This window comes from Enterobacter cloacae complex sp. IR5441 (assembly GCF_049238215.1).
In the GTDB taxonomy this organism is placed as follows: domain Bacteria; phylum Pseudomonadota; class Gammaproteobacteria; order Enterobacterales; family Enterobacteriaceae; genus Enterobacter; species Enterobacter hormaechei_C.
This window is the reverse complement of sequence record NZ_JBMKIA010000010.1, coordinates 1-12,278: the sequence shown is the minus strand read 5'-3', so window position 1 is coordinate 12,278 and position 12,278 is coordinate 1. Positions and strand designations below refer to the sequence as shown.

Here is a 12,278-nt window from a genome sequence, read left to right as displayed (position 1 = left end):
TTAACATCAGTGATGGAACGAAACGGCGAAACCCTGTTCACGCCAGTGGTCGAGCTGCTCCTGTTGACGAGGCGTAGGCGCTTTACCGGTCCAGACGAAGATTTTTTGCCCGGGGAAGAGTTCAGGACGTGGAGAATCAATCGGCTCAGCCAGCACGTCGATATGCCAGCCTTTGTAGGCAAGACGGGCCGCTTCCAGCCACAAATGCGTACGGTCGTCGCACTCCCACCCAATCAGCAGCGCATCCTTACCTGCTTTTTTTCGCGACTCACCCAGGCTTGCAACGGCAAACTCAATCAGGACACCGTCCAGCAGGCTCGCCATGTGACGCACCGTATTCTGGTCCTGGTTCATTCGCTGCCGCACAGGGGTGATGATGTTATCTATCAGAACATCCATCGCATGGTCACGGCGGAACTCGCCGATTTTGGCGCGCAGTTTTGCCGGACTGGCATAGCGCAGAACGGTTAACATCTCTTCCTGAAAAGATGCCCAGTTCCCCTGAGTCATTACTTCTGTATTTTCAAGAAGCGCTTTTACTTTACCGACCGAAACACCCGTTTTCATCAGGCGTTTGATCTCTTCGATACGCAGGATATCTTCATCGTCAAACTGACGATGACCCCCTTCGCTTCGCTGCGGCTTCAACAATCCATAACGGCGCTGCCAGGCACGCAGCGTAACGGGGTTGATACCGCATCGTTCGGCCACTTCGCCGATACTGTAATAGGCCATTAACTCCCTCACGCACAATACTTCCATACCTAACCAAACCAACCTTATCAGATTGTACAAATCATTTGTATAACTAACTCCTCGTTCTGAGACAAGTGAATGGCTCAACGAACCACTCACTCGTTAATGTATTGTTGTATAAATTTAGCCGTACGTACAGGTCACTTTTAAGAGTTACGTACAGGTTTTTATAAATCGTACTTTTTCTCGGGCCAGGCAATCGCCGGTATGCCCCCCAGGCGCGGGCTGGCGAAAAGGTGCCCCTGGAACTGAGAAATCCCGGCAGATTCCAGCCACATCCACTCTTCAGCCAGCTCTACGCCTACCGCACAGAACAGAATTTCCAGGGAGGCGCAGCATTTAATAATTGACTGAATGATCGCCTGACGAGGGCCGCTCTTGTGCACGTTGGCAATCAAGTCACGGTTAATCTTGATTCTGTCCGGCTGAAACTGGGCCAGCAGTTGCAGACCGGCGAATCCCGCGCCAAAGTGATCGATGGCCACGCTGATCCCGGCGCTTTTAAGCTGTCTGACCGCGCTGGTGAACTCTTCGAAGCGCGAGATCGCCTCGCTCTCGGTGAACTCGACCACAATTTGCTCCGGCACAAAACCGTTCGCCTCAATTGCCGTCAGTAAAAAATCGACGGCGCCAGGAACATTGACCAGCGTCATCGGCAGCAGATTAATGGACAACGTTTGAGTCTGTAGGCCCAGCGCGCTGGCCATCGACAAAGCCACCTGTTTACTCTTCAGATCCGATTCGTACAGCGCCTCACGCGACAGGTTGGCAAAATAGCTTTCCGGGGACTCACCGGACGGCGTGCGGATCAGGGCTTCCCAGGAAACTACCTGCTGCATAAACGGATCGACGATAGGTTGAAATGCGAAACTACAGTCCGCGCCCTTTGCCACTACTGTCGGCTGGGAGGATAACGGCGTATTTTCGGTGACAAACTCCCAGGCGTCAGCCGGAGGCAGCTCAAAGTAGTTGGCTTTTTCAGTGGCCTCAACGAAGGTGCGGAAAAATTGCAGGGCGCGATCGTTATAGGTCAGCTGATAGCGCGTTGTGCCTTTATCGAGTACCTGTTGCAGCACTTCGTCGGTATCGTACTGACGAAGGTCAAAGAGCTCCATACCCACGTTGCCAAAACGTCTTGAAGGCCCGTGATCGCTTAACAATTCGACCACGTTGTGATGCCGTGGGTCACGGCAGATGAGCTCATAGATCTCCTTAACGTTATCAGCGGGCCCTTCAAGTAACTGAAAAAAGTGTGTGCCGTTAAACAGCAAAATCCCCGTCACATCGAACTGGCGATTTCTACAATTTGCAGCAGCGACCATGTCTTCCAGCGCTTTCACTGGAACGTCCTCGCAGATATGACTGCGGTAAATGATGGTTGTGAGCATGCTAATCCTGAAGATTGAGGGGGTGACCACGAAAACACGTGGGGAAAACTCTGTTATAGCACATTAATTGCCCAACAAATAATTTACATCTCAACGATTTACACGGCTTTTTTGCGTCATTTACGGGCTTGTACAACTCTGCGACGCCGCTTCGGATTGTACAATATATCTTGTGAATACCGCAGTAAATCGCATAAGAATAAGTATCTGATAAATAATGATTTTATAAAATATATTATAAAATATTTAAAAAATTGTACATTTTAAATGTACAGATTTGAAAATTATGTATACCTTAAATGTAACGTTACTGATTACTAAAATTTACAGGAGCGAAACATGCAGCAGAACGGACACCTCGCAGACTCGGCAACAGCGATTGCGCAGTATTTCGAAAAAGCCGCGCTTCCAACCCAACAGGAAACATTGGGTCAGGTTGTTGTTGAAATCCTTAGCGACGGGCGAAATCTGAATCGCAAATCGCTCTGCACAAAACTGTTGAGTCGCCTTGAAAAGGCCAATGGCCCGGAAGAGGAACATCATTATCACATGCTTCTTGGCCTGCTCTTCGAACGTTAATGTCATGAACAGCAGTGATGCGGACAGACTGATCGACCAGCTTATTGGAGAAGCCGCTCTTTCACTTTTGAAGGAGCGCGATCCCGTGACGACCGAGGGATTGGTTCAGCGTCTGCGTAACATGCAAGCATATGAAACGGATCCCCAGCGGCGGGAGACATTAGCGCGAGTGATAGCTGACATCAGCTCTGGCACGGTCGCTTTTAAAGGTCGCAGAACCGCACAAGGACGAATACAGAGAGAGGGATCTCTCAAAAATAACCGAGACAATGTAGTGCCGTTATTTGGAAATGGAAAACCGTCCGATCCTAAAAAGATACATTGACTACAACTTTACAGCTACGGTGAGAACAAATGAGACAAAATATTCAGCTTCAACCCGAATACCATTCCGCCTTTTTAGATAGCGCGTTGTCGGAGTATTTCCGTCACGCAGGCGATCGCTTTGCTGAAGAGTCTGCCATTTTTTCGACTGCGGTTCGTTGTGTTCTTGCTTCCGAAGGTCATTTGACCAACAAAGCGATCATTCTCTGGCTAATCCAGACGCTGGAATCCACCGACGATGTCGTTAAGGCGGATGTGATCCGCAAGACGCTGGAAATTGTCGTCGGTTACACCATGGACGATCTTTAATGCCTCCCCCATCCCTACGGATAGCGTGTCATCGTCAATTGTGACGAACATACTGACGATGACACACCCTCTCTCCACAAACGCCCTGTTAATCAAGAACGCTGAATGTGGCATGGATCCTGCTTAGTCCGCTAAGGGACTGGGCTTTCCAGTAAACATTGCTTCATTTCTTAACAGGTCTGTTATTGATGAAAAAAATCGCCAGCGTCTGCCCCTACTGCGGTGCAGGCTGCAAACTAAACCTCGTCGTTAAAAATAACCGGATTATCCGTGCCGAAGCCGCTGATGGCGTAACCAATCAAGGCACGCTTTGCCTGAAAGGTTTCTACGGTTGGGACTTTCTTAACGACACACGGCTGCTTACCCCCCGTCTGACGCAGCCCATGATCCGCTACAGCAAAGGCGAGGCCTTTACCCCTGTTACCTGGGAAGAGGCCATTCGTTATACCGCTCACAGGCTTAAAAGCATCAAAGAACAGTATGGCCCTCGGTCCATTATGACCACGGGTTCCTCACGGGGAACGGGCAATGAGACCAACTATGTGATGCAAAAATTTGCCCGTGCGGTGCTGAATACTAACAACGTCGACTGCTGCGCCCGCGTCTGTCACGGTCCGTCCGTTGCCGGTTTACAGGAGACCCTCGGCAACGGCGCCATGAGCAATTCCATTAACGATATTGAAAACTCAAAATGCCTGCTGGTATTCGGCTATAACTGCGCCGACTCTCACCCCATCGTCGCCCGACGCGTGCTTAAAGCACGTGAAAATGGCGCTAAAATCATCGTCTGCGATCCGCGTCATATTGAAACGGCACGCATTGCCGATCTTCATCTTCAGCTAAAAAATGGCAGTAACATGGCGCTGGTCAATGCCTTTGGCTATGTCCTGCTGGAAGAGGAACTGTACGACAAAAACTACGTTGCCCGCTTTACCGAAGGGCTTGAGGCGTACCGGCTGACGGTAAAAGATTACGCACCCGAGCAGGTTGAACATCTGACGGGGATCCGCGCGCGGGATGTTCGTCAGGCAATGCGCATGTTCGCAGCGGCGCCTTCAGCAACGGTGATGTGGGGGATGGGCGTCACGCAGTTTGGTCAGGCGGTCGATGTGGTGAAAGGTCTCTCCAGCCTGGCGCTGCTGACCGGCAACCTGGGCCGCCCTGCCGTCGGCGTGGGTCCGGTTCGCGGGCAAAATAACGTTCAGGGTGCCTGCGATATGGGCGTTCTGCCCAATATGTTCCCCGGCTACCAGGACGTCACTGACCCGGCGGTCAGACTGAAATTTGCCGATGCGTGGAAAATCAATGTCAACCGGATGGACGATCGCGTCGGGACGCGTATCACCGAAGTGCCACATCTCGCGCTGGAAGGAAAGATCAAAGCGTATTACATCATGGGGGAAGATCCGCTTCAGACAGAAGCCGATCTGGGACTGGTCCGCCGCGGCTTTGAGGCGCTCGATTTTGTGGTGGTTCAGGACATCTTTATGACCAAAACGGCAGAGGTGGCTGACGTGCTGCTCCCTGCCACCTCATGGGGAGAACACGCCGGCGTGTTCACCTGCGCCGATCGCGGCTTCCAGCGTTTCGGCAAAGCCGTTGAGGCCAGCGGCAACGTGAAGCGCGACTGGGAGATCATCAGCCTGCTGGCCACGGAGATGGGCTATCCCATGCATTACGAGGATAACCAGCAGATCTGGGACGAAATGCGCGAGCTGTGCCCCCTCTTCTACGGCGTGACCTACGAAAAAATGGGCGAGATGGGCCATGTGCAGTGGCCTTGCCCATCCCTCGATCATCCCGGCACTCCCTACCTGTACAAGGATAATCAGTTCGACACCCCTACTGGCAAAGGACAGCTATTTGCCGCCCCCTGGCGCGCCCCGGCGGAGACACCGGATGCGGATTACCCGCTGGTACTGTGCACGGTGCGCGAAGTGGGTCACTACTCCTGTCGCTCAATGACCGGGAACTGCGCGGCGCTGCAAAGCCTGGCCGACGAGCCGGGCCGGGTGCAGATCAACCCGGCCGACGCGGATGAACGGGGGATTGCCGAGGGCCAACTGGTCTGGGTACGTTCACGCCGGGGTAAAGTGATCACGCGCGCCAGCATCAGCGAGCGCATCAATGCGGGAGCAATCTATATGACCTACCAGTGGTGGATTGGCGCCTGTAATGAGCTGACGCAGGATAATCTCGACCCGATCTCCAGAACGCCGGAAACGAAGTATTGCGCCGTGCAGCTGGAGGCGATCGAGGACCAGCGCTGGGCGGAGGATTTTGCGGCTTCCGCATACCAGACCATGAAGACGCGGTTGATCGCTGCGGTTAATGTTTAAATGCATTGCCGGGTAGCTATCGCTGCCCGGCCCGCTATCCGCTGCCGTTTTAGGCTATTTGTTGTGCATAATTATTTTCCAGGTAATCGCGAAGCAGGTTCGGACGGCTCTTTTTCTCCATCAGCCTTCTCAACAGTACGATCAGCTCGTAATCGCTTCGCAGATTAAATTTCTGCATCATCATATATTTATGGGTAAAGACCGTTTTTTCGCTCATCTTCAACGCGTTCGCGGTCTGCACCACCGACAGCCCCCGGTAAAAATTGACCATAATACGAATCTGTTGCCGGGATAACCCTTTATGCTGGCAGTCGAAACAGGTCTTTTTATTCAACGTGTAACCTGGTAATTGCGTCCTGAACCACGCGATAAACAGAACGCCGCTAATACGATCAAGCGACGCCCGGCGCGGGAGAAAAATGATGTCCTGAAAGCAGGAAGGCAGCGCCGAAAAGCGCAGTTCATCGTCGACGAGACCTATCACAATTCCTTTTTGCCGGGCCAGTAACTCCGGAAAACAGGTCAGCGTTTCCCCCTGACATAATGAAAGAACAATAATATCAGCCTGGCTGACGTTTTCATTGGTCAGCGCCAGGTGAAATGTGATGGAGCGATGAAAGTTATGCTTAAAAAAATCGTCGAAAAAGCTCTGTAGCCCAGCCTGAAAAAACAGATCCGTTTCCTGAATCAGAATATTTAACATAGTTCACACCAACGTCTTTAAAAAAGGCTTATCACCGGCATTTAGTTGTACTGCATCGTCATTACCACAACCGCGCTGATGCTTCCCGGCGTGGCGCCTCCCGGCATGGATTTTACCGAGGCCAGCATAGCCAATGTCGCGGTTCTGTCCGCGGCAATGGTCTGGGTCATACTGGTGCCTGTTCCTTTAAGCGCGCCGGTTTGGGCATCGCGCATGGCTATCGCCACATGCGTGGCCGAACCGCTGTTCATGAAATAGTCCGCTCCCGCCTCGGGATCGGGGCTGCCGGTGAAAGCGACGGTCACACTCTGCGTTCCCGTTGGGCACTGGGTAAACAGCAGACTGAAAGGCACCGGATCCGATGTTGAGCCCGGCGTCGCCATATTGGTTGCCTGAATATTGCCCAGGTTGACATCGAGGCTGTTACTGCCGCCATTAAATATGCACGGCGACGCAACGATATTTCCCGTCACACCGATGTTGACGCTATCAGCGGAGCATACCTTCCCGCTGAGTAAGGCAAGTAAAAGCAGTGTCCTGCATCTTATTTTCATCTTCTTACCTGCTACTGGTAGGTCAAATTAAGGGTGGCGGAGGCATTCGCTGAACCTGACTCCACGCGGGTTAACGTCTGGTAATACCGGGCCGTTAATGGCAACGTCTCTTGCCCCCCGGCAGACTGCCGCAAGAATAGTCGGCTGTTCATCACCAGCGGTGCACCGTTATAGATAAGCTGCACCCCCACCCCTTTCGCAGTGCCGGCATTTCCCTGCCCGGTTAAGGCCATCACGCTGGTATTGGCGCTGTCCGGGTTCTGTATTCCACTGAGCGAGACCGTAATATTGGTTCCGGCGGCGCAGGTCAGGCCCAGGTTTTGCGTGTTCTGTGCTCCCGCTGGCGTGGTGCCCACCGTGGAGCCGAACGCCGAGGCGGGAATATCCCCTATCGGAAACGTCAGCTGGGCCGTATTCGCCGTGCACGCCAGCGCATTGATGGTGCCGGAGGTGAGCTGCGTGGTCAGACCGTCACGGTAGAGGCCATCGCTTCCCTGTAGCGTCACGACGCCGATCGTCCCCGGCGTTAATGCCCCCGATGAGACCGGCCCCGTCACCACCAGCTCAATCCTCCCGCCGTACCAGTCCACATAGGAGGTCTGCGCATTGTACGAGAACGTATTGCTCGGGTTTTCAAAATAGCCGTTGGAAGAAAAGCGTATCCCTATCCCGCTGACGTTCGTGTTGTAAACATGGTTGCCGTAGCTGCTCAACGTGGCGCCGTTGTAGCGCAGGCTAAATCCCAGCATCAGCGGATTAGTACACCCGGTAAGATAGGAGCCTGTGGCTGACGCCGCGCCAGAAAATACCACCGTGCCGACAGGCGCATCGCGCTGCACGTTGATCGTCCCCACGGACAGGGTGGAAAGCTGCGGGGTGATGGTGGTGCAGGTACCGGCACGAGCCATATTTGCCGCCGCGAGCAAACAGAGCAGCAGCATCGCGTTAAGACATTTCATGTTAGCGTTCCTGACGGCAGGTGGCGCGCATATCAGCGATCCCACCGTACGTTGAGTGATTCGGCAGCGTGAAATCAGCGCGGCATTGCTGACTGGATTGACTTCCCCATGTAGCGACTAACGTTCCCTGCTCGCGCATCCCGGTTAAATAGACCTGACCGCGATCGCCGACAATAAAACTGCCGCTGTCATCACCCACAAGGGTGACCACCGCCCCAAACGGAACGGCGCGGTCGTTGTCGGTCAAGGTCATCAGCACCCGGTGTCCTGACTTCGGCAGATAATCGGCTCTCACCACCGCTCCCCGCGTCGGCGTCACCGTGCGGGTGTTGATCTCCAGCTCGACATCGTCCGGCATCGTTTCCGGGTCGAGGGTGAGATCGTTTTTCCGGTAGACAGAAAGGTTGCTCACGACCGTATATCCGCGAAAATCTGTCCGTACACCGGGCTGATTGCGGATATCCACGTCGTGGGCGCCAGGGGCTTTGATTAAGACGCTGGTCTCCCCCAGCGGCTGGGAAAGCGTGATGCCATCAGCATGGGCGAGAATGCCGCCTTGCAGCCCGTAATTCAGGCGTTCACTGTTTTTGTCATAACCATAACCTGCCGTGACTTCGCCATAGGCGCCTTTGTAGTCCGCGTTAACATTGCCGGTATAGCCCACACCCTCTGTTCCGTATCCCTGCTGTACGTTCCAGTTCAGGGCACGGTTCTCGAGCGCTACCCCGTTCAGGCCGACGTTATGCGTCGTCCCGTTATTCCCGCTGGCGTTCATGCCATAGTTAGCCCATGTCTGCGGCAAAAATTTATCCAGCGGAATGCTGACGTTGAACGCCAGAAGCTGGTCATGGTCAGCGTTTTTTTGGCTGTCGCGGGTTTCTGACGCTGAGCGGACATTTTTGCTGTAAGTCCATGTCAGGCCATAGCTGATGTTATGCCAGTAGTTGCTATAGCCGACGCTCCACGAAGCCATCGACTTACCGTCATTCCAGTAATCTTCCCGCGCCGCACTGAGGGTAAGCGCGCCCAGGTTGTCCCCCAGCGTCTGGCTCATCGTCAGCTCGGCACGGTTACGTCGCCTGTCATGAAGCGCGCTGCTGTCGCCGTAAGAATCGAGGACGTCCTGCATCCCGTAATAGCCGCGGGTCGAGTAGCGATACCCGGCAATCGAAAAGTTGGTCCCGGTATTGATAAAATTCTTGCTGTATCGGGCCCGCCACGACTGACCGTTTGTTTTCGCGGCATGCTCCGGCGTTGACCAGCCCTGAGTGACGTCTGCGGATACAGCCCCGAGATCGCCCATATTCTTGCCCACCCCCAGAGCCGCCGACTGGTACTTATCTGCCCCCTGGACGCCGCCATAGAGCGTAATACCGTGAGGGAGGCCGTAAATTCCGGTCAGTTGCCCGAAGGGGGTTTTCTCCACGCTACGGTTATACGAGCGATACTGCCCGGCGGTAAGGGCATATTTCAGGCGCCCCTCCCGTTGCAGGACCGGCAGCGAAGCGTACGGCAGGGTGAAATGTTGCTCACTACCATCAGCTTCGACGATCGTGACATCAAGATCGCCCGCGCCGCCGGTGGGATACATATCCGCGATCTCAAACGCGCCCGGCGCCACATAGCTTTGGTAGATTTGATAGCCATTCTGACGCACCACGACCTGCGCGTTAGTTCGCGCAATACCGCGCACCACCGGCGCATAGCCTTTCAGGGAATCCGGCAGCATATCGTCGTCGGACGCCAGCTGGACGCCGCGAAACGGCATGCTGTCAAAGACATCGGCAGACGCGGAACTGTCTCCGAGCGTAAGCTGGGCTTGCAGGGGAATAATCGCGCGCTGCATCAAGGTATAGACGTTGTCCCACTTATCCTGGCCGGACGCATCGCGGGACCAGGTGGTGTAGTTGCGTAACCGCCAGGGACCGACGTTGATCCCCGGCCGCAGGTTTGCATACTGGCTGTCGCTGCGGGTGCCTGCCCCGCTTCTTGCCCGGCCGTTTGCCCCGCTCAGGCTGTAGTTGAGCATGGCCGCGGTAATGCCTTCATCCCACATATCCGGCGGAACGTAACCTCTCGCTGGCAGGTCTATAGCCGCCTGTGGAATGCTAATCGCCAGACGCTGGGCGCCAAACTGGAAATCCGCGCTGGCCTGTGGGATCGCCCTGAGATCGGCGCATTCACCTTCCCCGGCGGCGAGCTGCGGGAAAAGCGCCGTTTTCACGCCCCACGCTTTTAACTGCCCGATACTCAGGCACGGCTGCAACGTTTCACTGCCGTTAGCATCCTTCACTGCCATAAAACGAATATCCCGCGTTTCCAGCAGCCGATCGTCAAGAATAATATCAACGTGGTATGTCCCGGGCGCCTGCGAGCCGGATTCAAAGGCAGATAAATCCGCTTTTCCCATTCCGGGATTATCCAGCTCTACCAGTTCCGTATTAAACGTCTCACTGGCATACAGTGTGGGAGAGACACCAGCAAGCGCGAGGGCAATAAATATTGCCAGGCGCGCAGGCTGCATTGCATTCAATGCCGTTGTCATGACGAACACCTGATTAACGCGTAAGGATCACAAACTGGCCCGGTGTAATTCGCCAGGGCTGCCATAATCGTTAATGACTTTAAACGTCAGCGTATTGCCACTGGTTCCGTTCGGTAACGGAAAACGGGCTGTGCCTGAAGGCATCACGTACGTGACATCGTCAAGCTTCTTATTACCCAACGTAATTTCATTGAAATTGATAACGTACGGCGTAGGGTTATTAACCTGAAGGGTATTTCCCGAACGACGCCAGGTTAATTTATTGGCTTGCTCCTCGGGGGTAGACGCACGAAGAGTCTCTGGTCGATAAATTAATTTGATGCGCGTTTTGACGGCAATTTGCAGCGAGTTCATCTGCTTTGAGGCTGAAGGAATAGCTTTAATGTTCAGCCAGAATAAACTCTCCCGCCCCTGAGGCAGTGAGCCGGTCATGACAATACGCTCAAGGTTCTTTTGCCCGCCGTCCAGCCGATACAGTGGTGGCGTAATAATAAAAGGCGCTTTACCCGATTGTTCATCCTGAACATCTATCCACGACTGGATTAAATAAGGAACGTTATCAGGATTAGTAATACCTATTGACGCCTCTTTTTTAGTCCCATCAAAAATAATACGGGTGCCGCCAATAATTACGCCTGCACTGACGGATGTTAACGTCAGCGGTAACAGCGCCATAGCCAGGCCCATTGTCGTGATAAAATGCATTTTAATACCTCATAAAACAAGGGGCCGGGCGGCCCCCTGCTGATTACTGCAATGACTTAGTTGTATACCACTGAGAAGTTTGCGACCGAGTTAGCCGGGCCCGCGGTCACGGATGCCGCGGTGGAGATATACTGCGCGTAGAAGTTCAGCGTATTATCAGCCGTACTGCTGAGCGGGTAAATATAGCTGTTGCTGCCGTGCAGCGGCAGATCGGCTTTATCTGCCGTCATCAGGTTAATCGCCACCCCGGTGGCCGCCCCCGCCACGGACGTATCAATCGCCAGCAGGCTGGCGTTGGTTAAATCCGGCGTGCCGTCAAAACGGACTTTTGCATTGGTGACCGTTACCGGACAGTTTTTCAAAATAATATTGAATTGCGTCGCAGCCGTTCTCGCCCCGGTTGTCGGGAATTCCGTTTTATAATAATCGCCTAATACCACCACCTGATTCTGGGATGCCACATCAACGTCGCAGGCAGAATCCAGAATATTCCCGTTAAAATTAACGGTACCGGCCGCTGCGAATGCATTGGTCATGGTGAGTACAGAACCTGCCGCTAACATTGCCATCATCAATTTTGTATTCATAATTTTATATCCCGTATTACTTTATTTATTACCGACATTCAGTTGCAGAAACAAAAGACCTTCCGACGAGTCAAAATTTATACAACTCTTTTTCCGCATACAATCAATTTTGAGGTCTAGCTGTAGACTCTCTTTTAACAATTACAAAACATATTCACTCGGAAACACCTTAAGAATAATGGCCAAAGTCTACTTTTAGACCTGAATAAAAAAGGTTTCAATTTCAATTAATTAAGACTCAAAAAAAAGCGAGTCTATAATTAGACTCGCCGCAAACATTCCCTGATCTGCTGGTTTTTAAGATAATTCTTTATGCCGATCAAAAAATGATCGCATCAGTCAGTGAGGTTTCACATGAATACCCGTTTCGCGCCTGAGTCAGATATTGATAAGTCAACAGTGCTCGGCGCTAAGCCCTGAGAGATCCCCTCATAATTTCCCCAAAGCGTAACCATGTGTGAATAAATTTTGAGCTAGTAGGGTTGCAGCCACGAGTAAGTCTTCCCTTGTTATTGTGTAGCCAGAATGCC

The 12,278-nt window shown here is 53.1% G+C and carries 13 protein-coding genes; 4 read left to right on the top strand and 9 right to left on the bottom strand.

Annotation, left to right across the window (positions count from 1 at the left end; genetic code table 11):
* Positions 1-6 precede the first annotated feature (6 nt).
* Together ACOTX5_RS12725 and ACOTX5_RS12720 are read right to left on the bottom strand one after the other, a co-directional pair.
* Complete coding sequence (locus ACOTX5_RS12725) at positions 7-735, bottom strand: MerR family transcriptional regulator (protein ID WP_015570709.1); 729 nt, start codon at positions 733-735, stop codon at positions 7-9.
* A 188-nt stretch (positions 736-923) separates the two neighbouring features.
* Positions 924-2,144, bottom strand: coding sequence for a diguanylate phosphodiesterase (locus tag ACOTX5_RS12720; RefSeq protein WP_015570710.1), 1,221 nt, complete (start codon positions 2,142-2,144; stop codon positions 924-926).
* A gap of 339 nt (positions 2,145-2,483) precedes the next feature.
* On the opposite strand from ACOTX5_RS12720, the gene ycgZ reads away from it, so the two are divergent.
* The 4 genes from ycgZ to fdhF all read left to right on the top strand — a co-directional run bounded on the left by ycgZ (position 2,484) and on the right by fdhF (position 5,695).
* Positions 2,484-2,723, top strand: a complete 240-nt coding sequence (gene ycgZ, locus ACOTX5_RS12715) for a regulatory protein YcgZ (protein ID WP_017384632.1) — start codon at positions 2,484-2,486, stop codon at positions 2,721-2,723.
* 4 nt (positions 2,724-2,727) lie between these two features.
* Complete coding sequence (locus tag ACOTX5_RS12710; protein WP_045339481.1) at positions 2,728-3,048, top strand: hypothetical protein; 321 nt, start codon at positions 2,728-2,730, stop codon at positions 3,046-3,048.
* A 29-nt stretch (positions 3,049-3,077) separates the two neighbouring features.
* Positions 3,078-3,356, top strand: a complete 279-nt coding sequence (locus tag ACOTX5_RS12705; RefSeq protein ID WP_003857748.1) for a biofilm/acid-resistance regulator YmgB/AriR — start codon at positions 3,078-3,080, stop codon at positions 3,354-3,356.
* A gap of 188 nt (positions 3,357-3,544) precedes the next feature.
* Positions 3,545-5,695, top strand: coding sequence for a formate dehydrogenase subunit alpha (gene fdhF / locus ACOTX5_RS12700; protein ID WP_045907495.1), 2,151 nt, complete (start codon positions 3,545-3,547; stop codon positions 5,693-5,695).
* Between the two features lie 49 nt (positions 5,696-5,744).
* Here fdhF and ACOTX5_RS12695 read toward each other — a convergent pair whose 3' ends face one another.
* The 7 genes from ACOTX5_RS12695 to ACOTX5_RS12665 form a co-directional block, all read right to left on the bottom strand.
* Positions 5,745-6,398, bottom strand: coding sequence for a helix-turn-helix transcriptional regulator (locus ACOTX5_RS12695; RefSeq protein WP_032103715.1), 654 nt, complete (start codon positions 6,396-6,398; stop codon positions 5,745-5,747).
* Between the two features lie 41 nt (positions 6,399-6,439).
* Positions 6,440-6,952: a fimbrial protein gene (locus ACOTX5_RS12690; RefSeq protein ID WP_026094315.1), complete on the bottom strand. Its 513-nt coding sequence runs from the start codon at positions 6,950-6,952 to the stop codon at positions 6,440-6,442.
* An 11-nt stretch (positions 6,953-6,963) separates the two neighbouring features.
* Positions 6,964-7,911 (bottom strand): fimbrial protein, encoded by a 948-nt coding sequence (locus tag ACOTX5_RS12685; RefSeq protein WP_045339484.1) that lies wholly within the window; start codon positions 7,909-7,911, stop codon positions 6,964-6,966.
* Between the two features lies 1 nt (position 7,912).
* A complete protein-coding gene (locus ACOTX5_RS12680; RefSeq protein ID WP_045911648.1) occupies positions 7,913-10,456 on the bottom strand; it encodes a fimbria/pilus outer membrane usher protein in 2,544 nt (847 codons plus the stop codon).
* A 27-nt stretch (positions 10,457-10,483) separates the two neighbouring features.
* Positions 10,484-11,161 carry a fimbrial biogenesis chaperone gene (locus tag ACOTX5_RS12675; protein ID WP_047727410.1) on the bottom strand — a complete coding sequence of 226 codons (678 nt, stop codon included), beginning with the start codon at positions 11,159-11,161 and terminating at the stop codon, positions 10,484-10,486.
* Between the two features lie 56 nt (positions 11,162-11,217).
* Positions 11,218-11,748: a fimbrial protein gene (locus tag ACOTX5_RS12670; protein ID WP_015570717.1), complete on the bottom strand. Its 531-nt coding sequence runs from the start codon at positions 11,746-11,748 to the stop codon at positions 11,218-11,220.
* A gap of 429 nt (positions 11,749-12,177) precedes the next feature.
* Positions 12,178-12,278: hypothetical protein (locus ACOTX5_RS12665; protein WP_230391880.1), on the bottom strand; the 101-nt coding region annotated here is incomplete at its 5' end.